Here is a 25560-nt window from a genome sequence, read left to right on the forward strand (position 1 = left end):
GGGCGCGACGGTGGGGGGTGCTGTGGTGCGGCGGCCTGGCGTACCGGCCGACGGGCGCCCCAAGGAGAGCGCCCGTGGGCCACGGCCCGGCGGCCGTCCCATGACTGCCCGCCGTACGGTAGACGAATCCCCCGTGCTCGAACGTGAAAACTCACAACTCAACGCACCCGGTGGCCAGATGGCCACCGGGTGCGGGCAGAAACCAACAGAAAACTACTCGACGACGAGGTCGACCGTGATGTTGCCGCGGGTCGCCTTCGAGTAGGGGCAGAAGGCGTGGGTCTTCTCCAGGAGGGCCCGGCCGGCCTCGCCCTGGAGGTGGTCGGGGAACTCGGCGCGCATCACGACCGCGAGGCCGAAGCCGCCGTCCGCCGCGTCCTTGCCGATCGAGACCTCGGCGGTGACCGAGGCCTCGGAGATGTCGATCTTCTCCTGGCGGGCGACCAGGTTCATCGCGCTCGCGAAGCAGGCCGCGTATCCGGCAGCGAAGAGCTGCTCCGGGTTGGTGCCCCGACCGTTGCCGCCGAGGGCCTGGGGGTGGGCGAGGGGGAGGTCGATGTGGCCGTCGGAGCTGACGGCGCGGCCCTCGCGGCCGTTGGCGGTGGCGACGGCGGTGTAGATGGCGTCCATGGGTCTTCCGTTCCTGTCCTCGGGGGGTGGTGCTGCGGGTGGGGAGTCTGTGGGTGGTGCTGCGGGTGGGGCGTCCGTGAGCGGCGCCCTTCCATTAATAGCGCACGATTAAGTTGTGTACAACTCAATCGCGTGTGAGCTGTCCTCGCGTATCCTGGTCCCATGGAGACGCTCGACACCGTCCCGGAAGAGGACTTCCTCCGGCTCGACCACCAGATCTGCTTCTCGCTGCACGCGGCGACCCGCGCGTTCAACGGCGTGTACCGCGAGGCCCTCAAGGACCTCGGCCTCACCTACCCCCAGTACCTCGTCATGCTGGTGCTCTGGGAGCACGGCGAGCTGCCCGTGAAGGGGATCGGGGAGCGGCTGCGGCTCGACTCCGGCACCCTGTCGCCGCTGCTCAAGCGGCTGGAGGCGGCCGGATACGTCGAGCGGCGGCGCAGTCCCGAGGACGAGCGGTCCGTCACCGTGCGCCCCACCGCCGAGGGGGCCGCCCTGAAGGGGCGGGCGCGCGGCGTCCCGCGCCGGATCGCCGCCGCGACCGGTCTCGGCCTCGACGAGATCCGCGAGCTGCGGGAGCGGCTCGACGCGCTGGCCGCCCGGCTCGACCGCGTCGACCCGGACGACCTCGCCGCCTGCGCGAGCGTCTAGGCGCGCCTTGCGGGGTGCGCGCCGCGCGCGTGGTTCAGGCCCAGCAGGACGCACACGTCCGTGAGGAGCGGTACGTGGTACGGGAGCGGCCTCGGGCCCGCCTGGTCCGGGCGGGAGACGAAGCCCCCGTCCGGGAGCTGCCGCTCCAGGAGGTGGCGCACCGCGCGTTCCCTCGCGCCCACGGCCGACGGCACCTCCGGTGTCCTGGCCACCGCGATCAGTGCGTACGCGGTGCTGATCGGGTCGCTCGCGTCGCTCGGCACGTGCCCCCAGCCGCCGTCCGCGTTCTGGGTGTCGATCAGCCGCGCGACGGCGCGGGCGCGGGCCCGCGCGACCGCCGTGCCCGCCGGATGGCCGGGCGCGGCCGCCCGGAAGGAGTCGTAGGCGAGGACCGTGCGGAACAGGGCGTTGCTCTCGTTGAGGCTCCAGCTGCGTTCGAAGGGTCCGGCCGCCTCCTGCCGTGCCACCAGGAGGCGGACCGCGTCGGTCACCGCGGGCAGATGGACGGGCTCGGGAGCCAGGGCGTTCACGGCCGCCGCCGTTATCGCCACCTCGGAGGCCGTGCCCGGCTCGAAGGTGGGGAAGCCGCCGTCCTCGCCGCGCCGGGCGAGCAGATAGCGCTCACCGGCCGCCACCTCGGCGCCGAGTCGTTCGGGCGCGACCGCCCGCAGGAATTCCACGCAGTACGAGGTGTCGTCCACGTCGCTCTGGGTGACGTGACGGTCGAAACCCCAGCCCCCGTCCGGGTTCTGGCGATCCGTCAGTGCCGTGGCGAGGGCCCTCAGGGTGTGCGCCGGGGCCCCCGCGCCCGTCAGGGCGAGGCCGCCGGTCGCCGTGGCGAACACGCCCAGGCCGGTGATGAACGGGAGTCCGCCGTCCTCGCGGAGCATCGTGCGCAGCTCCCGGGCCCGCGCGGTCACGGCCGTCGCGGAACCCGGCCGGTGCCGCAGCGCCAACAGGGCCAGGATCCGGGCCAGATGGGAGCCGTCCGGGGGCGGTCCCGGCAGTGCGCAGGGGGTCAGGGCGTGCCAGTCGTCGTCGGTGACGAGCCGGGGCGAGCCGGTGCCGAAGGCGTACAGGACCTTCAGGGCGGCCATCTCCGTGATCAGCCACCGCTGTTGGCCGCGCGCCTCGAAAACCGTGCCGGGGGAGGGGAGTTCGGGGAATTCGTGGGCGCCCAGCTCCGCCAGGACGGTCTGGAACATCAGCCGCTTGCGGCCCGCGGTGAAGTGGTCGAAGCCGCCGAGCAGCCGGGTCAGCGCGGCCGGGCCGTCCACGTACTCACCCAGCGCGGCACGGGCCGCCGCCTCCTGTACGGGGTCGGGGGCGCCCTCGTCCAGGGCGGTCTTCAGGCGGCGCGTCAGCCGTTCCTGCGCGTCCGGGTCGACCCCGGTCACCGTGAGCAGCCGCAGCGCCAGGGCGGATTCCAGGACGCGACTGTCGCAGGGCGCGCGGAGAAGACCGTCCGGTCCGGCCGCCGACAGCAGCCGGGTGGCGAGCCGGGCGCGGGCGCGGTCGAGGGGGCCGGCGGCGGGCGCGGGGGCCGGCCTGGGGCCGGGGACGGCGAGGGAGACGCCCGGTAAGGGCAGCGCGCAGTACGTCATGGGGGAGGTGACTTTCGTGAGGTGCGGAGGGGTGGAACCGGGGCTGGGTGGGCCGCCGGAACGAGGGATCAGGGGGGATCAGAAGGGGAAGAGGCGCCGTACGGCGTCCGCGCCGGCCGGGACCAGTGGGGTGTAGCCGCCGGTCGCGACCGTGAGCGGCGCGACGAAGGCGCACCAGGCGATCTCCTCCGGATCGGGCCGGGGCGGCCGGTCGGCCACCCAGCTGTGGACCGTCAGGAAGCAGGCGCCGCTCGGGTCGTCGACCCGGAGCCGGTACGCCTCCACGAGCCCGGTCGCCGTCTCCCAGCCCAGCTCCTCGCGGAGTTCCCGCAGGGCGGCCGCGCGGTACGCCTCGCCGGTCCGCACCGCCCCGCCGATCAGCACGTCGTAGTGGTCGGGGTAGACCGGGGCCGAGGGCGTCCGCCGGTAGAGCAGGACCCGGCCGGCGTGGTCGGTGCAGACGGTGGCGGCGTAACGCCGGAGCAGGCCGGCGGGGGGCCCGGCGGACCGCCGCCCCTGGGCGACGACCCGGTCCCGGGGGTCGACGAAGTCGATGCGCTCGTGCGCGTGGGCGCTCATGTCCGCTCCCGCACGCGCGGGTGCGACGGGCGGGCCGTACGCGGGCCGAGGTCGACGCAGTCGTCGAGCTGACCGAGGAGACCGAGAGGACCGAGCGGACGGAGAGGGCCGAGAGGACCGAGGGGGCTGAGAAGGTCGAGGCCGAGAAGATCGTGAGAGGTATGACCTGTCACGCATTGCGATTGCATGATGACACATCGTAGCCGCCCGTGCGATCTTCAGATCCCACCCGCCCCCTCGGCCTCACTCGCCTCCCTAGTCCCACCCGCCTCAGGGCTTTAGGTCCCGGAGGCCCCTCAGGCGCTCACGGCGGCGAACGTCCCGGTGATCCGGGCGGCGACCTCGCGGACCTCGGGAGCGGCCGACGTGGCGGTGAGTTCGACCGGTTCGTGCGGACAGGCCAAGGTGGTTTCGGTGCGCGGGTCGGCCCGCCTTCACTGAAACGTAAGGATCGAACACTGAGTCCGCCCCTATACTCGCCCCATGTCCGAGTTCACTGTCCGGCGTGCCACCGCCGATGACTCCAAGCGGCTCACCCGGCTCGTCCGGGATTCCGGGGCCTATCGGGGTGACTACGCCGGCATGGTCGAGGGGTACCAGGTCGGTGGTGCGTACATCGAGCACCATTCCGTCTTCGTCGCCGTCGACCCGGGCGGCCGGGTGCTCGGGTTCTACGCGCTCGTCGTCGAGGACGCCGAGCTCGATCTCGCCTTCGTCGCCGACAGCGCCCAGGGGCTCGGCGTCGGGCGGCTGCTCATGGAGCACATGACCGGGCAGGCCAGGGCCGCCGGACTCCGCTCCGTGCGGGTCGTCGCCCATCCGCCCGCAGAGGAGTTCTACCTGCGCACCGGCGCCGTCCGCACCGGCACCGTCCCGGCCGCCGGGCACGTCCACTGGGACCGCCCCGAGCTCCGGTACGAGCTCGCGTGACCGCCGCCCCCGACACCCGGGAGCGCCGCAGGGTCTTCGCCGACCTCACCCCGCTGCGGACCTCCGTGCACTACCGCCGGCTCTGGTTCGGCAACACCGTCTCCTGGGTCGGGCAGGGCATGACCGCCCTCACCATCTCCCTCCAGGTGTACGACATCACCCGCTCGCCCTTCTCCGTCGGGCTCGTCGGGCTGTTCTCCCTCGTGCCCCTCGTCGTCTTCGGGCTCTACGGCGGCGCCATCGCCGACACAGTCGACCGCCGCAAGCTCGGCCTCCTCAGCGCCTCCGGCTCCGCCGTGCTGTCGATCGCGCTCGCCGCCGCCGCGCTCGCCGGCTTCCACCGGGTCTGGTTCCTCTACGGGATCGTCGCCCTGCAGTCCGTCTGCGCCGCGCTCAACGCGCCCGCCCGCTCCTCGATGATCCCCCGGCTCCTGCCGCCCGAGCAGCTGCGCGCCGCCAACGCGCTGAACTCGATGGTCACCACCTTCGGCACCCTCGTCGGCCCCAGCCTCGGCGGCCTGATCGTCGGACTCGCCGGCTACCAGACCGCGTACCTCGTCGACGCCGTCGCCTTCTCCGCGAGCCTGTACGCGATGTGGCGGCTGCCGTCGATGCTCCCGGAGCGGACCGGGAGCAAGAGGGCCTCGGTCCTCGACGGGCTGCGCTTCCTCGCCACCCGCCCGAACCTCCGCATGACGTTCTTCTCGGACTTCTGCGCGATGATCCTCGCCCACCCCCGCGCCCTGTTCCCCGCCGTCGCCGTCCTCTGGTACGGCGGCGACGCGAAGACCACCGGACTCCTCGTCGCCGCACCCGCGTTCGGCGCGCTGCTCGGCGGCGTCCTCTCCGGCTGGCAGGGCCGCATCCGCCACCACGGGCAGGCGATCCTGATCGCCGTCGCCTGCTGGGGCACCGCCATCGCCGTCTTCGGGCTCACCAGGAACCTCTGGCTGGGGCTGCTGCTGCTCGCCCTCGCCGGGTACTCCGACACCGTCTCGATGATCTTCCGGAACACGATGATGCAGGTCGCCGCCCCGGACGAGATGCGCGGCCGGCTCCAGGGCGTGTTCATCGTGGTCGTCGCGGGCGGGCCCCGGCTCGGGGACTTCCTGGCCGGATCGGTGGCCGATCTGACCTCGCCCGCCGTCGCCGTGACCGGCGGCGGCATCGCCTGTGTCCTCGCGGTCGGCGCGCTCGCCCTGTACGCGCGGGGCTTCCGCCGGTACGACGCCCTCGACCCGACACCCTGAGCTGGGTGACGCACTGAGCCCGGGTGGCGCCCGAGCCCGGGGGACGGCCCCGAGCCCGGGGCCCCGCCCCGTACCCCGCCCGCCCCCGCTCCCGTACCCCGCCCCGAGCGATTCGCCCCGAACCGACCGTCCTGGGCTGGCGGTTGACCGCCACGGCACATAACCGCCAGGAGCGACAGGAGTCAACTCCCGTCCCTCCGGCCAAGACTCCTCGCGGCACCCGGAAACACCCCCGACCCCGGGTCCGCGAGGAGTTCCAACGATGACGTCGAGGAACGCACCCTTCGACAGAGGCAGAGCCGCGCTGATCGCCGCGGGCATCTCCCTCGTGATGCTCTCGGCCGGGCAGACCGCCGCCGCCGGGACCACCGCCCCCGCCGTACCCGACACCTTCAGGGCGGCGGCCGCCACCGGGGCGAGCACCACCGTCACCCTCGTCACCGGCGACCGCGTCACCCTCACCGGCCTCGGCGGCGGCAAGAGCACCGTCACCGTCGACCGGGCGAAGGGCGCCACCGGCGCGATACGCACCCGGACCGCGAACGGCCGGGTCACCGTGATCCCCGACGAGGCCCGCCCCTACCTGGACTCCGGCGCGCTCGACCCGCGCCTCTTCGACGTCACCGGCCTCGTCGAGCAGGGCGTCACCGGCGACCTGCCGCTGATCGTCACGTACGGCGCGAAGGGCGCCCGCACCGCCGCCGCCCCGCGCGGCACCGAGACCGTCCGGGCCCTGCCCAGCATCGGCGGCGCCGCCGTCACCGCCACCGACCCCGCCGCCTTCTGGCAGGGCTTCACCGCGCGCGGTGCCGCCCGCGCCGCCGCCCCCGGCAAGGTGTGGCTCGACGGCCGCGTCAAGGCCGCCATGGCCGAGTCCAACGCCCAGATCGGCACCCCGAAGGCCTGGGAGGCCGGGCTCACCGGCAAGGGCGTGAAGGTCGCCGTCCTCGACACCGGCGCCGACCTCGCCCACCCCGACCTCGCGGGCCGGGTCGCCGAGACCAAGTCCTTCATCGTCGGCCAGGAGGTCGCCGACCGCAACGGCCACGGCACCCACGTCTCCTCCACCGTCGGCGGCAGCGGCGCCGGTTCGGACGGCAAGGAGAAGGGCGTCGCCCCCGGCGCCACCCTCGCCGTCGGCAAGGTCCTCAGCGACGAGGGCTACGGCTCCGAGTCGGAGATCATCGCCGGCATGGAGTGGGCCGCCAAGGACATCGACGCGAAGATCGTCTCGATGAGCCTCGGCTCCAGCGAACCCAGCGACGGCACCGACCCGATGGCCCAGGCCGTCAACACGCTCTCCGCCGAGACCGGCGCCCTCTTCGTCATCGCCGCCGGGAACTCCGGCTACCCCGGCTCCATCGGCTCGCCCGGCGCCGCCGACTCCGCGCTGACCGTCGGCGCCGTCGACTCCGCCGACGAGGCCGCGTACTTCACCAGCCAGGGCCCCCGCTACGGCGACCAGGCCCTCAAGCCCGACCTGTCGGCGCCCGGCGTGGACATCCTCGCCGCCCGCTCCCAGCTCGTCGGCGGCAGCGGCCTCTACACGAGCATGAGCGGTACGTCGATGGCGACCCCGCACATCGCCGGCGTCGCCGCGCTGCTCGCCGAACAGCACCCCGACTGGACCGGCGCCCGCCTCAAGGACGCGCTGATGTCCTCGTCGAAGACGCTCGACGCCTCCGCGTACGCCCTCGGCTCCGGGCGCGTCGACGTGGCCGCCGCGGTCTCCGCGAACGTCACCGCGACCGGCTCCGCCGACCTCGGCTTCACCGCCTGGCCGTACGAGGACAGCAAGCCGGTCACCCGGACCGTGACCTACACCAACTCCTCCGACGCCCCGGTCGAGCTGAACCTCTCCGTCGACGGCATGGCGGCCGGTGTCGCCACCCTCGCCGACACCGCCCTCACCGTCCCCGCCCACGGCTCCGCCGGCACCACCGTCACCGGCGACGGCACCAAGGCCCCCGTAGGGCAGTCCTCCGGCCGGATCACCGCCACCGCCGGCGGCGTCCCCGTCGCGCACACCGCGCTCGGCCTGGTGAAGGAGGAGGAGCGCTACACCCTCACCGTCCACGTCAAGGACCGCGACGGCGCCCCCGCCCCCGCCCGCCTCGGCGTCCAGAAGCTCGCCGAGGGCGAGGACCCCTTCCCGGTGACGGTCGGCGGGTCCGGCACCCTCGAACTCCGCCTCAAGCCCGGCACGTACACCGTCGACACCTTCCTCGACGTGCGCGGCGCCCACGGCAAGGACTCCCTCGGCCTCGGCTTCCTCACCGCGCCGGAGGTCACCCTCGACCGCGACCGCGAGATCACCCTCGACGGAAGGCAGCTGCGCGAGATCCGCGCCGAGGTCGAGAAGCGCACCGAGACCCGCCAGCTCCTCATGGAGTTCGACCGGGACGCCGACGGCGCCTCGTACGGGGGAGCCGTCCAGGTCCCGCCGAAGTACGACTCGGTCTTCGCGGCGCCCACGCCGAAGCCCGCCACCGGCACCTTCGAGTACCGGACCGTCTGGCGCCTCGGCAAGCCGCTCCTGGAGGCGGCCGTCGACGGCGTCCGGCTCTCCGACGCCACCCCGCAGGCCGGAGCCACCCTCCTGGAGGGCGGACACCGCCTCGGCCTCGCCGACGCGGGCACCGGCACCCCCGCCGAGTACACCGGCAAGGACGTCACCGGCAAGGCCGTCCTCGTGCGCCTGACCGAGGGCGCCGACCCGGTGCGGCTCGCACAGAACGCCCAGGACGCGGGCGCCAAGGCCCTGTTCGTCACCGACGACCAGCCGGGCCGGCTGATGAAGTGGTTCGGCACCGCCGACTACGCGGACCGGCCGCTCGCCGTCGCCACCGTGAACACCGCCGACGCGAACCGCCTCGCGGCCGCCGCCGCCCGCGGCAAGCGCGTCGACCTGACCGGCACCCGCTTCACCCCGTACACCTACGACCTCTCCGAGGGGCACCCCGGCGCCATCGGCACCGACCTGGTCTTCCGCCCCGGCAAGGACGAACTCGCCACCATCCGCTCCACCTTCTACGCGCCGACCGGGCGCGCGGAACTCGGCGGCGAGTTCCGCTACTCGATCACCGACACCTTCCCCGTGGGCTTCGGCTTCAAGGAGTGGATCGCCTTCCCGGCCCGGCGCACCGAGTACGTCTCCACCGGCACCGGCCAGCGCTGGCACGAGTCCGTCGACCTCGGCGACTCCCTGGAGGAGCGCGGCGGCACCCCGTCCTACCGGGGCGGCAGCCGCGTCGACCTCGACTGGTTCGGCCCCGTCTGGCACCCCTGGCTGGGCACCGGCCTCGGCTGGGGCCAGCAGCGCACCGGCAACGACCTGCGCTTCAACACCCCCGGCTGGGGCGACTCCGGCAGGGACCACACCGGCTTCGGCAACGTGTGGAACGACGACTCGATGACCCAGTACACCGAGGTGTACGTCAACGGCGTCCGCGTCGACCGCAAGAAGAGCTCCGGCGCCTACGCCTGGGACGCCCCGGCCGAGGAGGCCTCCTACAAGGTGGTCACCGACACCACGCTCGACCCGGCGCGCTGGCGGCTCGCGGGCAAGGGCCACAGCGAGTGGACCTTCCGCTCCGCGGAGACCCCGTCGGACCGCTCCACCTTCCTGCCGATGCTCAACCTCGGCTTCGACGTGGACACCGACCTCGACGGTGACGTCCGCGCCGGGAGCAGGCTGCCCGTCGGGATCTCCGCCGAGTACGTGAAGGGCGCCACCGGCACCGGCACCATCACCGGCGGCACCCTGGAGGTCTCCTACGACGAGGGCGCCACCTGGACCGGGGTCGCCCTCAAGCCCGCCCGCCAGGGCGCCGCCTGGACCGGCGAGCTGCGCATCCCGGCCGGCGCGACGTCCGTCTCGCTGCGGGCCGGGGCGAGCGACGACCGGGGCGGCTCGGTGAAGCAGGAACTGATCCGCGCGGTCGGCGTGAAGTAGTCACCCGAAGCACTCAGGACCGGGCCCCCGCCGTCGGCGGGGGCCCGGCTCCGTCCCCTCAGCCGTCCTCGCGCAGCGCCTTCTTCAGGATCTTGCCCATGTCGTTGCGGGGGAGCGCGTCGAGGTGGCGCACCACCCGGGGCCGCTTGTGCGGCGCGAGCTGCGCGGCCACGTGGGCGGCGAGCTCCGCCTCCGACGGCGGCCTCTCCGCGTCCCGCGGCACCACCCACGCCACGATCCGCTCGCCCAGGTCCGGGTCGGGCTCGCCCGTGACCGCCGCCTCGCGCACGCCCGGGTGGTCGAGCAGGGCGTTCTCGATCTCACCCGCCCCGATCTTGTAGCCGCCGCTCTTGATCAGGTCCGTCGCCTTCCGCCCCACCAGACGCACCGCGCCGTCCGCCTCCCGGACCGCCATGTCGCCGGTGCGGAACCAGTCGCCGTCGAAGGCCGCCGCCGTCGCCTCGGGCCGCCCCAGATAGCCGGAGAACAGGTTCGGGCCGCGCACCTGCACCTCGCCGACCGTCTCCCCGTCGTACGCCCCGAGCACCGCACCGTCCTCGTCGACCAGCCGCAGCCCCACCCCGGCGAGCGGCACCCCCACGGTCCCGGGGCGCGGCCCGGCGCCCGGCAGGACGCTGGTGTTCATGAGCGTCTCGGTCATCCCGTACCGCTCCACGACCGTCCGGCCCGTCGCCGCCGCGATCCGCTCGTGGTCGTGGACCGGCAGCGCCGCCGAACCGGAGACCAGGAGCCGCGCCCCGGCCATCGCCCGGACCAGGTCCGCGTCCCCGGCCAGCGCGTCCGCGAGCCGGTGGTACGTCGTCGGCACCCCGAACAGCATCGTGCCGCCGCCGGCCCCCAGCTCCCGCGCCACGCCCGCCACCGAGAACGCGCCCAGGTGCCGGACCTCGCCACCCCGCCGCAACGGGCCCAGGACCCCCAGGACCAGACCGTGCACATGGAACAGCGGCAGCGCGTGCACCAGGACGTCGTCCGCCGTCCACGCCCAGGCCTCGGCGAGCGCGTCGAGGGAGGCGGCGACCGCGCGGCGGGAGAGCACGACACCCTTCGGGGGACCCGTGGTGCCGGAGGTGTAGACGATCAGGGCGGGGGCCTCCGGGTCGTCCGGCTCGACGGCCGCGGGACCGCGCGCGGCGAGGTCCACATCGATCCGGGGGAGCCCGGCGAGCCCGGCCGGCAGCTCGTCCGCCGGTCCCGCGAGGACCGCCGCGGGCGCGCTGTCGCCGAGGATGTGCGCCAGCTCGCGTTCGCCCGTGCGCGGGTTCAGCGGTACGGCGGGCACGCCCGCGAGCAGCGCCCCGACCACGGCGACCGCCGTGTGCGCGGTGGGGGTGGCCCAGACGGCGACCCGCCCGGCGCCCCCGAGCCGCCCCGCCAGGGCTCCGGCCGCGCGGGCCAGCTCCTCGTACGTCAGCGTGTCCTGGCCGCAGCGCAGCGCGGGCCTGTCGGACGGGTCCGCCAGGGCCGGGAAGAAGGCACTCACCGGTCGTACTCCTCGGGTCGTCGAGGGCGAGGGTCGCCGGGGTCATTCTGCCGGGGCGTCAGGGCCGGCCGGCCGTGACCTTCGCCGTCTCCGGCGCCTCCTCCCCGCCGTCCGGCCGGATTCCGCGCATCCGCCCGTACGCGTACACACAGCCCGCGAGCGCCAGGTCGGACAGCAGCATGAAACCGATCGAGTACGAGCCCTTCGCGCTGTAGATCGCGCCCATCACCAGCGGTGGCAGGAAGCCGCCGAGCCCGCCCATCGCACCGACGATGCCGGTCACGCTGCCGACCTTGGCCTGCGGGGTGACCTGCGAGACCAGGGCGAAGACGGAGCCGCTCGCCGTGCCGAGACCGGCCGCCATGAGGAGCAGGGCGACCGTGCCGCCCGGGTTCAGCGGCGGGTCGAAGGCCTGGACGATCGCGAGCAGGGCGACCACCGCCAGCGCGACGGCCGTGACGAGCGCCGGGTGCACCCGGTCCGACAGCCAGCCGCCGATCGGCCGGAAGACGACCGTGACCAGCGCGAACCCGGCGGCCTTGGTGCCCGCGTCCGTCGGGTCGAGCTCGTACCAGGTCTTCAGGTACGTCGGCAGATAGACGCCGAAGGCGACGATGCCGCCGAAGCCGATCGCGTACAGCGCCGACAGCTCCCAGGTGACCCGCAGCCGGCCCGCCGAGCGGAGCCGGGCCGTCAGCGGGGCGGTCGGCACCGGCCGGTCGGGCCGGTCCGTGATGAGGAACGTGGCGAGCACCGCGTACACCGCGAGCGCGACGGCCACCACGATGAACGGCAGGTTCTCGCCGTGCTTCGCGATGCGCGGGGTGAAGTAGCCGGAGAGCGCCACACCGCCCATGCCCATGCCGAACACGCCCAGCGCCAGACCGCGCTTCGCGGGCGGGAACCAGGAGTTGACCAGCGGGATGCCGATCGCGAAGGTCGTGCCGCCGAGACCGAGCAGGAAGCCGACGGCCAGCATCAGGCCGTAACTGTCCTTGACCACGATCAGCAGCAGCACGGGGACGATCGTCAGCGCCGAGACCAGCGGGAACATCAGCTTCGCGCCGTACCGGTCGGTCAGCGCCCCGGCCGGGATGCGGCCGACCGAGCCCACCAGGACCGGCACCGCGACCAGCAGCGACTGCTGGAAGGAGCTGAGGTCGAGCCGGTCGCCGTACCAGCTCGCGATCGGCGCGATCAGGTCCCAGGCCCAGAAGGTGAGCGTGAAGCCGATGGTCGCCATCACCAGGTTGCGGTAGGCCGCCGCGGTCGGGGCCTCGGTGTCGGTGGTCACCCCTCCAGTCAAGATCGGGGCGGGGGCGGCGGCGCGCCGGGCTGCTCCGTACGGGTGCCCGCGCGGGGGACCCCTAGGGCCTGTCGTCACACTCCCGTCGTTGCCCGAAGGGCGGCCCCGCGGCGTCTGGTGCGTGCTCTCGGCGTGCCGGGTGGAAGCCCTCGTACTGGACCGTACTTGGGCTTTCGCCCGGTGCGGCGAGAGTGCGTGCCAGGCGTCGTGGGGCAGACGGGAGTGTGACGACAGGCCCTACGGCCAGGTCACCGTCGTCGGCGGTGTGCCGTCGTCCTCGACGCGCAGCCGGGCGCCCTCGTCGCCCACCGACACCTCCACCGTGATCGCGCCGGTCCCGGACCGCCGGTGGGCCGCCGCGAGCGCGCCGCGCAGGGTGGCCAGGATCCTCCCCGCCTCCTCCTCGTCGACGAGGGTGTCGACGGCGCCGGAGAAGTGCACGGACGGCTGGAAACCGAGCAGCACCGCCGCCCCGCCGGTCTCCCGCAGCACCTTTCCCCGGAAGGAGGTCGGCGCGTCCGCGGGCGGCTGCTGGAGCGCGAAGATGGTCGTACGGACCTCCTGGATCGTCGAGTCCAGCTCGTCCACCGCCCGCCCGAGCAGCGCGTCGTCGTCGGCGGACGACCCGGCCGCCCGCCGCCGGGTCGACTCCAGCATCATCTCCGTGGCGAACAGCCGCTGGACCACCAGGTCGTGGAGGTCCCGGGCGATCCGGTCCCGGTCCTCGTACACCGCGAGCCGCTCCCGGTCGTGCCGGGCGTCCGCGAGGACCAGTGCGAGCGCCGCCTGCGAGGCGAACTGCGAGGCGAGCAGCCGGTCCACCGCCGAATAGGGCGCCGCGCCGCGCCGCCGGGGGAGCGCGAGGGTGCCGATGAGCTTCCCGCCGCTCTGCAGCGGCAGCATCATCGACGGGCCGAACCGTGACCGCACGGGGGTGGTCATCCGGGCGTCGGTCGCCGAGTCCTCGATGAACACCGGCTCACCGCCGAGGAGTTGGACGAGTACGGGGGAGCCGGGCGCGATCGTCGTACCGACCAGGTCGCCCGGGTCGTCGGTGGTGGAGGCGGCCACGATCTCCATGCCGCCCTCCTGCGTGGGCTGGAGGACCACCCCGGCGGAGGCGCCGGAGAGGATGCGGGCCTGCTCGGCGACGGCCATCAGGGCGTTCTCCGCGGACTGGCCGGTCAGCAGGGCCGTGGTCACCGCGGCGGCCCCCTCGATCCAGCGCTCCCGCTGCCGTGCCGTCTCGTACAGGCGGGCGTTGCCGATCGCGATCCCCGCCTGCGAGGCGAGGACCCGGAGCAGGGTGAGGTCCTCCTCAGTGAAGCCGCCGACACGCTTCTCCGTGAGGTACAGATTGCCGAAGACCTCGGTGTGGACCCGGATCGGGACGCCGAGGAAGGAGTGCATCTCCGGATGCCCCAGGGGGACGCCGACGGAGCGCGGGTCGTCCGTCAGCTCGTCGAGGCGCAGCGGCCGGGGGTCCTGGATGAGGACACCGAGCAGCCCGGTGCGGCCGTCGGGGAGGGAGCCGCACCGCAGCCGCTCCTCGTCCGTCATGCCGGAGGTGAAGAACTCGGTGATGCGGCCGCGCTCGGGGTCGACGACCCCGAGCGCGCCGTAGCGGGCCCCGGTCAGCTCGGCGGCGGAGTCCACGATGTGCTGGAGCGTGGTGCGGAGTTCGAGGTCCGTTCCGACGCCGAGGACGGCTTCGAGCAGCACCGGCAGACGGGGTGCGTCCTCGTCCGTGTCCTCATCCATGATCGTCATGGTCCCATTGTCGTACGAATCATGAGCTTTCGCCGGAGGTGTCCGGCGTGGCTCGGGTGGGCGCCGGGTCACGTCGGCGGGCGTCGGTTCCGTGTCGGCCCGGGTCGGCCCGCGTCGGGTCGGTGTGCCGGTCCGGTCCGCGCTCAGTCCTCGTCGGCCAGCGGGTCGCGCTCCGCCAGCGGGTCGAGGACCATCGGCTGGACCTTGCCCTCCAGCATCGCGCCGAGGCCCAGGACCGCGCACACGTCCGGGCGTTCGGCGATGTGCACCGGCATCCCTGTCGCCTCGCGGAGCATCTGGTCGAGCCCCGGCAGCAGCGCGGAGCCGCCGACCATCATGATCCCGCGGTCCGCGAGGTCGGCCACCAGGTCCGGCGGGCAGTCCCGCAGCACCTTCCCGATGCCGTCGAGCACCGCCGTCAGGGGGGTGTGGATGGCCTCGCGCACGGCGGCGGTGTCGACGGTCACCGACCGGGCCAGGCCGGTGGCGACGTCCCGGCCGTGGATCTCGGTCCACGCCGGGCCGTGCGGGGTCAGGCCGTTCCCGCTGAGGGCCAGCTGGAGCGGGCGCACCGACTGGCTCGGCAGCATCAGCTCGTGGTGGTGGCGCAGGTGCTGGATGACGGCGTGGTCGATGGCGTCGCCGCCGACGGGCATCCGCTCCGCCGTGACGATCGCGCCGAGCGACAGCACCGCGACCTGCGTGGTCGCCGCCCCGCACACCATGATCATGGTCGCCGTCGGCTGCTCGACCGGAAGCCCGCAGCCCACCGCCGCCGCGATCAGCGTGTCGACCAGCTCGACCCGGCGGGCCCCGAGACCGACGAGGGTCTCCACGGCGGCGCGCTGGGCGAGCGGGTCGCTGTCGTGCGGGGTGCAGGCCGCGGCGCGCAGCCGGGGCTTGCGGCGCAGCTGGCGGCGGAGCTTCTCGCCGAGGAGGTGGCGGAGCATCCGCTGCGCCATCTCGATGTCGACGACGGTCCCGCCCGAGACGGGGCGGACGACCCGGATGTAGTCGGGGGTGCGGCCCGTCATCTTCTCGGCCAGCGCGCCGACGGCGATCAGCGCTCCGGTCCGGGTGTTGACGGCGGCGACGCTCGGCTCGTCGACGACGAGTCCGGCGCCCTTGACGAAGACCCGGGTGCGGGCGGCACCCAGGTCGACGGCGACATGGCAACGACGCAGCTGCTCAAGGCTGACGGTCACGGCGGATCCTCCGGAGTGCGGTGCTGGCACGGGCGAGGTGTTTCGCGTTACGCGATCCTGTTGGCATCGTCCGGCCGTCCGGGGCGCGGCGCGCGCTGGGCTGCGCCGCCCGGGGCCGGGGAAGACCCGCCCGCCCGTACGCCCCGAAGCGGGAGAATCACGGCGCACCGCCGCCGACCTGGGGTTTCCTCACAGAATCCTCACGTCCGTGCCTACCTGCGGCCGTACCGGGCCGCATAGCCTGCGGGCCCCATGGACTACTGCCACGCGTGCCGGCGGCACCTCAACGGGGCCCTCGCCTGTGCCGGGTGCGGGACTCCGGTCGAGGAACTGCGGTACGAGACCCCCCACATACCCGTCCAGCGGACGGCGCCTCCGGTCCACACCCCGGACCGGGCGTACGCGGCACCGGACGGGGCCTACGCGGCGCCGGACCGGCCGTACACCGAACCGGACCGGGCCTACGCGGCGCCGGACCGGGCCTACGGAGAGCCCGAGCGGGCGTACGCCGAGCCCGAGCGGCCCGCGCCCGAGCACGTCTACGAGCTCGACGTCCTGGAGCCGCCGCGCCCGGCCGCCGGCGGCCGGCGTGCCGTCCGGGGCCGCGCCGCCGCGCGCAGGGGCAGACGCTCGCGGAGCCGCCGGGGCCGTACGGTCCTGGTCGGCACCCTCGGCCTGGTGCTGGCGGCCGGGACGCTGAGCCTGCTGCGGCTGGCGACGGCGGAACCGGAGGCGGCGGGCGCCGCCACGGCCGTCGAGGAACAGGACGTCACCGAGGAGACCCTGTCCCCGGACCCGGTGGAGACCACGGAGCCCCCGGACGTCGGGTCCCCGTCCCCGGCGCGGCCCACGCCGACGCGCCCGCGCCAGGTGAGCGCGGGCACGGGACAGGGCGGGAACACGGGGAAGGAGTCGGGCGAGGGTACGGGTACGGAAGACGGCTCGGGTACGGGGAGCGGGGGCGACGCCCCGAAGGGGCCACCGCGCCCCACCGATCCGACGACCGGGCCCACGAGCCCCACGCCGACCTCACCGAGCCCGTCGACGACGGCGTCGTCGGGAACGCCCGCGCCCCCGACGACGACGGGGCCCCCGCCGCCCGGCGGCCAGGCCCCGAGCACCGGCCCGACCCCGACGCCGACCCCCACGCCCTCCCCGACGTGCACCCGCTTCCTGTGGTGGTGCGTGTAGGGGCCGCCCGGCTCAGCCGGGGAAGGCCAGGGCGGCGAGCGACGCGCCCACGACACAGACGACGAGGAAGAAGAGGCGCCCGCGCGGCCAGTCGTACTGCTCGCGCGTGACTCCCCGGTTGGTCTCCTCGGCCCACTCCGCGAGGAGCCGCCGCATCGGGAGGAGCCCGATCGTCAGCCCGAACAGGGCGAAGGCGTACAGGGGCAGGCCGGCCATCGCGACGGCGACGGCTCCGCACCCGACGATGATGAAGGGGTAGACGAGCCGGAAGTTCCGTACGGGGATCCACACCGCCATGGCGGAGCAGTGGATGACCGTCGCGAGGGCGGCCAGGATCCACCACCATCCGTCGCTGGTGGACGCGTGCATGAGCGAGTCTCCTTCCGGGCTGCCGGGGGCGGGGCGCGGGGGCCGGACGCGGACGACCGGCCCCCGCGCCCGTCCGGGCGCCGCTCCGGGTCAGAACCAGGTCGACAGGGTACCGATGATGGGCGACACGAGGTCGTGGCCGAACTGGGTGATCTTGGTGATGGCCTTGGTGCCTCCGAGCGCCCCGATCCACTTGGACTGGCCGAACGTCACCAGGCCGAGGAGGGCGCTTCCGGCGGAAGCGGCGAACTCACCGCTGGTGAAGCCGTATTCGATGCCGGTGAAGACGGCGCTCAGCGCGCCGGTGCCGAGGGACACGAGGCCGAACACGCCGGCGGCGGCGGCCAGCGGGGGGAAGGCCAGGCTCGCGATGCCGAGGCCGGCGGCGATGAACCCGGTGCCGATGCTCACGTAGTTGGCCGCGTCCGCCCACCACTTGGCGTCCTCGTACCACTTCTCGCCGCCGGTGTCGCTGCCGTTGGGGTTGACCTGGTCGTGCGTCGGACCGTCGGCCGGGTTGGTGTTGCTGTCCCGGTCCCGCTGGGCCTGCACGGCGGCCACCCGGGCGGCCTCCGCGATCTCGGCCTGCCGCTTCTGGCTCGCGATGCGGCGGGCGTCGGTCGCGGCGGCGGCGGCCGTCTGCGCGTTCTGGCCGGCGACCAGCGCGGACTGGCGGGCGTTCGCCGCCGAGGCCTGGGCGCTGTAGGAGGAGCTCAGCGCCCTGCGGGCCGCGTCGACGGCCTTGTTCGCCGAGTAGTTGGCCGAGCGGGCGGCGCCGCGCGCGGTCTGCGCGGCGGCCTTCGCCGTCGCCGCCGACGCCTTCGCGTCGGCGGCGGACTTGTCGGCTGCGTCGGCGTACTGCTTGGCCTCCGCCGCGTGCGCGTCGGCGGTCTCCTTGGCGATCTGCGCCTTGTCGGCCCACTGGGACGCCTCCTGCGCCGCCTTGCGGGCGTCCGCGGCCACCTTCGAGGCCAGCGCGGCGTTCTCCTGCGCCTTGTAGGCGATCTTCGCGGCCGCCGCGATGGCCCCGCGGATGGCGGAGACATGGGTCACGGAGTCGTGGTCGAGCTGCGCGGCCTTGTGCCGCTGGAGGTCGGTGAAGTTCCGGCGCATCCAGGTGGGGCCTTCGAGCGCCACCTCGGCGTAGGCCTTGGTGTACTGGCCACCGGTGCTGAGCAGGGTCGCGGCGGTGACCGCGTCGTCCTCCCGTACGGCGGCGGGGTAGGCGCTCTCGAAGAAGTTCTGGAGCGCCGTCGCGGTCTCGGCGTTGATCGCGGCCTCGGCCGCCGCCCTGACGGACTTGCCGGGGTCGTGGTCGAGGAGCCGGAAGATCTGGACCCGGTTGTCGGTCGCCGCGGCTTCGACCAGGCCCGCCGTGAGGAAGTCGCGGGTCGCCTGGGTGTCGGTGCTCGCCAGTGCCTGGTGCGCCGCCGTGCCGATGGCGGGGGCGGACACCTGGGCGATGTAGAGGGCGGTCTCCCGGTCGTCCTGGCCCTGGGCGAGGGCCCGGTCGGTGTCGATCCAGGCGCGGACGTCCGCCTCCGTGCCGCACAGGGCGAACCTGGCGGCCTCACGGGTCCAGGAACCCCGGGCCTCCAGCAGTCCGATGGCGGCCTTGCGGCCCAGGGTGACGGCCAGCGCCAGGTCGTTGTTCGCGAGGGCCTGTTCCGCCTGGGCGATCAGGGTCTGGAGCGCCTGCTCGGTCTGCTGGGCCTGCGTCCGCTTCCGCGCGAGTTCGGCCTGTTCGTCGGCCTCGATCTGGGCGAGCAGCTTCGCCTCCTCCAGGCCCTGCTGCTTCTGCTCGTTGAGCCGGGCGGTCTCCGCGTTCCGCGCGGCCAGTTCGACCGCGACCGCTTGCGCGACCGCCGCGGTGGCGGTGTCGGCGGCCTTGACCGCGGCCGCGGCGTGGGCCGTGGACCTGTTGGCGAAGTCGATGGCCTGGCCGGCGTACTTCGCGGCCTCCTCGGCGGCCGCCGCGGCGTTCTCGGCGTGGGTGGCGGCCGAGTTGGCGGCGTCGCGCGAGGTCCGGGCGGCGGAGGCGGCGGAGTCGGCGAGGGCCTTGGAGGTGGAGGCGGCGTTGGTGGCCAGGTTCGCGGCGTTGCTCGCGATCTGGGCCTGGCGCTTCGCCTCGGCGGCCTCCTTCTGGGCCACGCCCGACGCCGCGGCGGCCTGGGCGGAGGCGTTGGCGGCGGCGGCGGCGTTGCGCGCGGCGGAGGCCGCGGCGGAGCCCGCTCCGGCGGCCTGCGCCGACGCGGTCGCGGCGTAGTCGGCGGCCTGGGCGGCGGACCGGGCCTGGCCCGCGGCGTTGCGCGCGGCGACCGCGGCGTCCTTCGCGGCCTGCGACTTGGTGGCGTCCTGCGAGGCGGCGATGGCCGAGCTGTAGGCCACCGAGGCGGCGTGGCCCGCGCTCGCGGCCGCCTGGGAGGCGGCGGTGGCGGCCCAGGCGGCGCGGCGGGACGCCGTCACCGCGGCGTGGGAGGCCCTGATGGCGTTGCGGGCGGCGTCGGCGGCGCCGGACGCGGCCTTGGCCGCCTTGGTGGCGGCGGACTTGGCCTTGGTGACGTCCGCTCCGGCCGCGAGGGCTTCGGCGGCCGCGTCCTCGGCGGCGGTCTTCGCCTTGTCGGCCGCGGTCTGGGCGCGCTCGGAGGCCTCCACGGCGAGGTTGGTCTCGGCCTGGGCGCGCTTGCCCTCCCGCTGGACCACGGCGACGAGTTCCTCGATGGTCGCCGACTCCTGGTCGCGGGCGCGCGCGATGTGCTGGCCGGTGTCGAGGAACCAGCGGACGTCCGACTCGGTGCCGCTGAGGGCGCGGTCCGCGTACTTCCGCACCTCCGGACCGGCGTTGACCATCATGGTGGACACCTGGACGCGCATGTCCTCCAGCTGGGCCGCGTACTGCCCGTCGGTGAGGAAGGCCTCCAGCGCGGTCTGGGTGCCGGCGTCCAGGGCCCTGGATGCCTCCCTCTTGACCGCCCGGCCGCCCGTGGTCGACACGGTGGACGTCGCGACCCGGAGGTCCTCCAGGACCGCGGTCCTGAACCCTCCCGCGACGAAGGCGTTGATGGCGCTGTCGCCGCCCCCGATGGCGGCGGTCGCCTCACGGCGCATGCCCTTGCCGGAGTTGGCGAGGTACGTGAAGAGGGCGACGTAGTTGTCCTGCTGCGTCGCCTTCGGCAGGGTCTGGAGCAGGAAGGTCTGGACCTCGGCGTCCGAGCCCTGGAGGGCGTCGGCCGCCGCGGCCTTGACGGCCCGTCCGCCCAGCATCCAGGCCTTGACGACCTTGGCGCGCTCGGTCTCCGGCAGCGCGAACGGCTCCGGCGGCGTGGTGCTTCCGCCGTCCCCCTCGACCGCGCCGCTGATGTGCGCGAGCGGTAGCGGAGTGGCCGCGGCGGCGGCCACGGCGGTCGCGACGGTGACAAAGCGACGCCGGCTCCAAAACGTGTTCTGCATATGAATGATGCCCCCCTGGCCCGCACTGCGGGCCAATGACAATGACCGCCACTTGTCTGGCGATTCGGCGCCACCAACCTACGTTCGACGACCCGTCATTTCAATGAATTGTCGCCACATCAGAAGTGCACACTTCTGGCGCTCGTGATCTTCACGAGTTCTTCACGCAGCGGCCTACAACCAGACGGCCTCTGTGGCGAAGACCACACTGAACTTGCCATTTCAGGGCTCGACTTGACGAACTATCAGTAGACGGAACCGGAATGTGGAGCTTGTATGAGCGAGCCGTCGCAGGGTTGATTCCGGTGCCGGGGGATTTCCTGCACCCCGGATTCCGGAGGAATTCCACCGCGTTGGGGCGCGGATGTGAGGGCTTATTCGTAGAGACACCGGGGGGAGATTTCGGCTTGTTCTTTTCTGTGCAGATCCCTCCGGCATTCAATGGGAATCAAGAAACGAGACAGCCATGAAGTTCATTCCTCGCGTAATGGTCGCGACCGCGGCCGTGGGAGCCGTTCTCGGCCTGTTCGCGACCGGTGCCGTGGGCAGCCCGGAGGCCGCGGACGGCCCCCGGGTCGCGGCGGTGGCCGACGAGGCTCCGGGGTACGCGGTCGAGGACTTCGCCTACCCCGACGCCGCCAAGATCCTCGCCGAGCGCGGCATCGTCCTGAAGCGCGGCGACGGCCACATCGTCCTCGCCACCTGCGGCAGCGAGGCAGGCCTCCTCGAGGTGTGGGCGCGCGACCTCGACAAGGCCTGCTTCAAGGTGACCGGCAGCAGCGGCTACCTCAGCCTGGACATCCCGGCCGTCTTCGCCATCAAGGGCAACGACTACAGCACCTCCGTCGACATGACGGTCGGCGCCGAGCAGAAGTCCTTCGACGTCACCAAGAACGCCTGGACCTCCGTCGGCGAGGCCGCCGACCCCGAGGGCCGCGACCACGCGCTCGTGGAGATCACCACCCAGCGCTGACGCCGGCCCCCGACGGGGAGGCCGCGTCCGCGGCCCGGCGCCCGGCGCCGGCTCCCCGACCACCGGACCACTCGACCCATCTGGCGAGACGTTCCCCCTCGTGGGACGCCTCATCGCAAAGGAACCTCACACATGACCAAGCGCTCGCACCTCCTGTGGGCCACCAGCGCGGCGGCGGCGGTCGCCGCCGCCACGCTCACCGCGGCTCCCGCGCAGGCCCTCAACGGCGCCGACGCCCCGGCGCAGCTGAGCTTCGTCGCGAAGATCAACGTCGGTGACACCGCGCGCGCCTGCACCGGCACCCTCGTCGCCCCGCGCTGGGTGCTGGCCGCCGGCTCCTGCTTCTCGCCGGACGGCAAGCCCGCGGCGGGCAAGCCCGCCGTCGCCACCACCGTCGTGGTCGGCCGCACCGATCTGACGCAGACTTCGGCCGGGGCGACCCGTACCGCGGCGGAACTCGTCCCCCACCCCACCAGGGACCTGGTCCTGATCAAGCTCAACGCCGGTGTCGCCGGCGTGAAGCCGGTCGCCCTGGCCTCCACCGCGGTCGCCGCGGGGGAGAGCGTCCAGGCGGCCGGGTTCGGCCGTACGAAGACCGAGTGGGTCCCGGACAAGCTGCACACCGCCTCGTTCACCGCGACCGGTGACAGCTCGGCGGACGTCGCGCTGGCCGCCACGGGCGACGCGGTCATCTGTCAGGGCGACGCCGGCGGGCCCGTCCTGCGCACGGTCGGCGGCGTCCAGCAGCTGGTCGCCGTCGCCAGCCGGTCCTGGCAGGGCGGATGCCTCGGCATGCCCGCCACGGAGACCCGGACGGGCGCCGTCGCGACGCGCGTGGACGACGTGCGCAGCTGGATCACCGGCACCACGTTCGCCCGCCCCGGTGACATGAACGGCGACAACAAGCCCGACCTCGTCGCGATCGAGGACACCGGCAAGCTGTGGCTGTACCCCGGCACGGGCACCGGCGGGCTCGGCACGCGGGTCCTGATCGGCAGCGGCGGCTGGGGCGGCGCCTCGGTGACGCACCGCGGCGACTGGACCGGGGACGGCATGGAGGACATCGTCGCCGTCGTCGGCGGCGAGCTGCGGGTCTACCCCAACCGCGGTGACGGCACCCTCGCGCCGTGGATCAAGATCGGCACCATGTCCACCGCCTCCCGGATCGTCAGCGTCGGGGACACCGACCACGACGGACAGCCCGACCTGGTCGCCGGCTACGACAACAAGCTGTACCGGTACAAGGGCACCAGCGCCGTCACCCCGGCCGTGGCCGCCCCGGTCCTCATCGGCAGCGGCGGCTGGGACCAGATGACCCTGACCGCTCCCGGCGACGCCGACCACGACGGACAGGTCGACCTGCTGGCCCGGGACACCGCCGACGGCATCCTGCGCCACTACATGGGACAGCCCAACGGTACGTTCGCCAGCTGGACCGAGTACGGGGTCGGCTACACCACGACCTTCCGTCCCCTGATCGCCGGTGCCGCCGACGCCAACCTCGACGGCGTCGCCGACATGTGGGCCACCGCCTCCGACGGCAGCCTGAAGTTCTACAAGGGCGGAACCTCGATCCACGGCCCGATCGACGGCCCGAGCGTCGAGGTCGGCAGCGGCGGCTGGCAGACGATCAAGTCCATCAGCTGACCTGACGACACCGGGGCGCCGTCGGAAGGACGGCGCCCACGGGTGACGCGCGGAACCTGAAGACGGGCGTGTCCGAGCCGAAGGGCTCCGGACGCGCCCGTTTCGCGATGCGTGACGGGCTGACGGGCCCCGGGCGGCCCGGCTCGCCGATCCGCGGGGCGGGCGGTTCTCCGTCATCGAGGTGGGCTGACGCAGGCGCGGCCGCTCACAGCCTTGACACGATCGCGCGGGCCAGCGTTTCGAGGCGGTCGCGGATCTGACTGGAGGGCTGGGCGGGGATTCCCGGGGCAAGGGGATCAAAGGCGTAGTTGACGGCGAAGTTGACCGAGCCCTTGCGCACGTACAGATGGCCACCGATCGAGGCTTCGTCGTACAGGGCCACGTCGCCCACTCCGGCCACCGGTAGGGTGCCGGGCTTGGTCTGCCGGTTGACCTCGAAGGGCAGCAGGGCGATGAAGACGATGCGGCCCTTGGCAGCGGCGTTCACGTAGGTGCACTGCGTGCGGCCGGGCAGGGCGCTGTCGTCCCGCCTTCCCTTTGCCGGTTGGCCGAGGACCGCCCCGACCTCCTCCTCGGTCGCCAGAGCGCAGACGTCCAGCGCCGGTTTCGTGGGTGCGGCGTGCGCGGAGTCGTCGGAGTCGGTTGCGCAGCCACTCTGTGTGAACAGGATCACCAGGCCCAGAACTCCCGGTAAGAAGCTGAACCGTGCCGGCCTTCGGGAACGCGTCATGTCCGGCCCCCTCTCGTCGAGTCGGTCGTCGGGGCGTCGTCGGCCCGAGGCGCGCCGGGCGCAGCGGACCGCTACAGACGTCGATGTGACGATGCGTCATTTTCTGGTGGCGGTCAGCCTAGTGCGGCCTTCATGAGGATTTCTCTCGATCGGCCGGGATTCCCCGCAGTCACAGGAGCAGGCCGAAGGGTGAACCGGACATCAGGTTACGTACCGCCCCCTCAGGCCACATCCGTGCCCAGCATGCGCTTCAGCAGGTCCCTGAGCAGGGTGCGCTCGGTCTCGGTCAGCTGGTTCAGGGGTTCGCGGGCGAAGTCCAGGGACTCGCGGAGGCGGCGGGCCGTGTCACGGCCCTCCTCTGTGGGGACGGCCAGCTTCACGCGGCGGTCGGCCGGGTCCGGGCGGCGCTCCACCAGACCCCGGGCCTCCAGGCGGTCCACGATGCCGGTGATGTTGGACGGCTCGCACTTCAGCTTCTGGGCGATCCGCCGCATCGGCAGCGGGTCCAGCGAGAGCAGGCCGAGGACGCGCGCCTGCGCGCCGGTCAGGGCGTGCTGCGCGGCCGCCTGCTCGTACTCCTCGTAGTAGCGCGCCACGACCGTACCGATCAGCTCGACGACTTCGAGGGTCAGGGGGTCCGTGCGTGAGGTGGCCATGGGCGACATCCTACCCGGATACTTGACAACATGAAATATCCAGGCGCATGGTTGTTTCAGGCAGTGAACCTTTATTGATCTCAAGTTTTCCCGAGCGTTCCCCTGGAGGCCGTGCTCATGTCCGTTCTTCCCGCGTCCAGCCGTGAGTGGCACCTCGTCGCCCGCCCGCACGGCTGGCCCACCCCGGCGGACTTCGCCCTGCGCGAGACCCCGGTCACCGAGCCCGCCGAGGGCCGCGTCCTCGTGCGCAACCTGCACTTCTCCGTCGACCCGTACATGCGCGGCCGCATGAACGACGTGAAGTCCTACATCCCGCCGTTCCAGCTGGACCGGCCCATGGACGGCGGCGCCGTCGGCGAGGTCATCGCCTCCAACGCCGAGGGCTTCGCCGTCGGCGACCACGTCCTGCACGGCCTCGGCTGGCGCGAGTACGCCGACGTGCCCGCCCAGCACGCCACCAAGGTCGACCCCGCGCTCGCGCCGCTCTCCGCCTACCTCGGCGTCCTCGGCATGACCGGCCTCACGGCCTACGCCGGCCTCTTCGACGTCGCCTCCTTCAAGGAGGGCGACGCGGTCTTCGTCTCCGGCGCCGCCGGTGCCGTCGGCAGCCAGGTCGGCCAGATGGCCCGCCTCCGGGGCGCCTCCCGCGTCATCGGCTCCGCCGGCTCCGACGAGAAGGTCAAGTTCCTCGTCGAGGAGCTCGGCTTCGACGCCGCCTTCAACTACAAGAACGGCCCGGTCAAGGACCAGCTCCGCGAGGCCGCCCCGGACGGCATCGACGTCTACTTCGACAACGTCGGCGGCGACCACCTCGAAGCCGCGATCTCCTCGCTCAACGTGCACGGCCGCGCCACCATCTGCGGCATGATCGCCCAGTACAACGACACCGAGCCGGTCGCGGGCCCGCGCAACATGGCGATGATCATCGGCAAGCGGCTGCGCCTCCAGGGCGTCCTCGTCGGCGACCACTACGGCCTCCAGCAGCAGTTCGTCCAGGAGGTCGGCGGCTGGCTCGGCTCCGGCGAGCTGAAGCACCGCGAGACCTTCGTCGACGGCATCGAGAACGGCGTGGACGCCTTCCTCGGACTGCTCCGCGGCGACAACACCGGAAAGATGATCGTCTCGGTGACCCGTTAGTCTTCCCTCAGCCGCCGCGATCG

General features: G+C 73.4%; 19 protein-coding genes. 8 read left to right on the plus strand and 11 right to left on the minus strand.

The window, feature by feature from the left end; genetic code table 11:
• Positions 1–213: 213 nt before the first annotated feature.
• Positions 214–630: an organic hydroperoxide resistance protein gene (locus ASD33_RS15540; RefSeq protein WP_056559305.1), complete on the minus strand. Its 417-nt coding sequence runs from the start codon at positions 628–630 to the stop codon at positions 214–216.
• Between the two features lie 162 nt (positions 631–792).
• Between ASD33_RS15540 and ASD33_RS15545 the strand changes: the two genes are divergently transcribed.
• Positions 793–1281, plus strand: coding sequence for a MarR family transcriptional regulator (locus ASD33_RS15545; protein WP_056559309.1), 489 nt, complete (start codon positions 793–795; stop codon positions 1279–1281).
• Here ASD33_RS15545 and ASD33_RS15550 read toward each other — a convergent pair.
• Both ASD33_RS15550 and ASD33_RS15555 read right to left on the minus strand, forming a co-directional pair.
• Positions 1278–2885 (minus strand): prenyltransferase/squalene oxidase repeat-containing protein, encoded by a 1608-nt coding sequence (locus tag ASD33_RS15550; RefSeq protein WP_056559311.1) that lies wholly within the window; start codon positions 2883–2885, stop codon positions 1278–1280. The two genes, ASD33_RS15545 and ASD33_RS15550, sit on opposite strands and share 4 nt — an antisense overlap.
• 78 nt (positions 2886–2963) lie before the next feature.
• Positions 2964–3464: an NUDIX domain-containing protein gene (locus tag ASD33_RS15555; protein WP_056559316.1), complete on the minus strand. Its 501-nt coding sequence runs from the start codon at positions 3462–3464 to the stop codon at positions 2964–2966.
• Positions 3465–3947: 483 nt separating this feature from the next.
• Between ASD33_RS15555 and ASD33_RS15565 the strand changes: the two genes are divergently transcribed.
• The 3 genes from ASD33_RS15565 to ASD33_RS15575 all read left to right on the plus strand — a co-directional run bounded on the left by ASD33_RS15565 (position 3948) and on the right by ASD33_RS15575 (position 9599).
• Complete coding sequence (locus ASD33_RS15565; RefSeq protein WP_056559322.1) at positions 3948–4394, plus strand: GNAT family N-acetyltransferase; 447 nt, start codon at positions 3948–3950, stop codon at positions 4392–4394.
• Positions 4391–5644 (plus strand): MFS transporter, encoded by a 1254-nt coding sequence (locus ASD33_RS15570; protein ID WP_107103724.1) that lies wholly within the window; start codon positions 4391–4393, stop codon positions 5642–5644. Before ASD33_RS15565 ends, ASD33_RS15570 begins: the two co-directional genes overlap by 4 nt.
• 262 nt (positions 5645–5906) lie before the next feature.
• Entirely contained in the window at positions 5907–9599 is a 3693-nt protein-coding gene (locus tag ASD33_RS15575) for a S8 family serine peptidase (RefSeq protein WP_056559328.1), read from the plus strand.
• Positions 9600–9657: 58 nt separating this feature from the next.
• Here the strand turns inward: ASD33_RS15575 and ASD33_RS15580 are convergent, their stop codons facing one another.
• From ASD33_RS15580 to ASD33_RS15595, 4 genes are all read right to left on the minus strand, one after another.
• Positions 9658–11103 (minus strand): acyl-CoA synthetase, encoded by a 1446-nt coding sequence (locus ASD33_RS15580; protein ID WP_056559330.1) that lies wholly within the window; start codon positions 11101–11103, stop codon positions 9658–9660.
• 58 nt (positions 11104–11161) lie between these two features.
• Positions 11162–12346 carry an MFS transporter gene (locus tag ASD33_RS15585; RefSeq protein ID WP_056561455.1) on the minus strand — a complete coding sequence of 395 codons (1185 nt, stop codon included), beginning with the start codon at positions 12344–12346 and terminating at the stop codon, positions 11162–11164.
• A 300-nt stretch (positions 12347–12646) separates the two neighbouring features.
• Complete coding sequence (locus ASD33_RS15590) at positions 12647–14179, minus strand: GAF domain-containing protein (RefSeq protein ID WP_056559333.1); 1533 nt, start codon at positions 14177–14179, stop codon at positions 12647–12649.
• Between the two features lie 143 nt (positions 14180–14322).
• Entirely contained in the window at positions 14323–15384 is a 1062-nt protein-coding gene (locus tag ASD33_RS15595) for a rod shape-determining protein (RefSeq protein ID WP_056559336.1), read from the minus strand.
• A gap of 252 nt (positions 15385–15636) precedes the next feature.
• Here ASD33_RS15595 and ASD33_RS35475 point away from each other — a divergent pair, with 252 nt between their 5' ends.
• Positions 15637–16575, plus strand: coding sequence for a hypothetical protein (locus tag ASD33_RS35475; RefSeq protein ID WP_056559338.1), 939 nt, complete (start codon positions 15637–15639; stop codon positions 16573–16575).
• A 12-nt stretch (positions 16576–16587) separates the two neighbouring features.
• Here the strand turns inward: ASD33_RS35475 and ASD33_RS36300 are convergent, their stop codons facing one another.
• Both ASD33_RS36300 and ASD33_RS15610 read right to left on the minus strand, forming a co-directional pair.
• Positions 16588–16944 carry a hypothetical protein gene (locus ASD33_RS36300; RefSeq protein WP_242426996.1) on the minus strand — a complete coding sequence of 119 codons (357 nt, stop codon included), beginning with the start codon at positions 16942–16944 and terminating at the stop codon, positions 16588–16590.
• Positions 16945–17034: 90 nt separating this feature from the next.
• Positions 17035–20394, minus strand: a complete 3360-nt coding sequence (locus ASD33_RS15610; protein ID WP_079044792.1) for an ALF repeat-containing protein — start codon at positions 20392–20394, stop codon at positions 17035–17037.
• 466 nt (positions 20395–20860) lie between these two features.
• On the opposite strand from ASD33_RS15610, the gene ASD33_RS15615 reads away from it, so the two are divergent.
• Together ASD33_RS15615 and ASD33_RS15620 are read left to right on the plus strand one after the other, a co-directional pair.
• Positions 20861–21367, plus strand: a complete 507-nt coding sequence (locus ASD33_RS15615; protein WP_242426997.1) for a hypothetical protein — start codon at positions 20861–20863, stop codon at positions 21365–21367.
• A gap of 132 nt (positions 21368–21499) precedes the next feature.
• A complete protein-coding gene (locus tag ASD33_RS15620) occupies positions 21500–23014 on the plus strand; it encodes an FG-GAP-like repeat-containing protein (RefSeq protein ID WP_056559340.1) in 1515 nt (504 codons plus the stop codon).
• A 205-nt stretch (positions 23015–23219) separates the two neighbouring features.
• Here the strand turns inward: ASD33_RS15620 and ASD33_RS15625 are convergent, their stop codons facing one another.
• Positions 23220–23687 carry a hypothetical protein gene (locus ASD33_RS15625; RefSeq protein ID WP_056559343.1) on the minus strand — a complete coding sequence of 156 codons (468 nt, stop codon included), beginning with the start codon at positions 23685–23687 and terminating at the stop codon, positions 23220–23222.
• 278 nt (positions 23688–23965) lie between these two features.
• Positions 23966–24400, minus strand: coding sequence for a MarR family transcriptional regulator (locus ASD33_RS15630; RefSeq protein WP_056559346.1), 435 nt, complete (start codon positions 24398–24400; stop codon positions 23966–23968).
• 117 nt (positions 24401–24517) lie between these two features.
• Here ASD33_RS15630 and ASD33_RS15635 point away from each other — a divergent pair, with 117 nt between their 5' ends.
• Positions 24518–25537, plus strand: coding sequence for an NADP-dependent oxidoreductase (locus tag ASD33_RS15635; RefSeq protein ID WP_056559349.1), 1020 nt, complete (start codon positions 24518–24520; stop codon positions 25535–25537).
• The last annotated feature ends 23 nt before the right edge of the window (positions 25538–25560 follow it).

It is taken from the genome of Streptomyces sp. Root1304 (assembly GCF_001426405.1).
Taxonomy (GTDB): domain Bacteria; phylum Actinomycetota; class Actinomycetes; order Streptomycetales; family Streptomycetaceae; genus Streptomyces.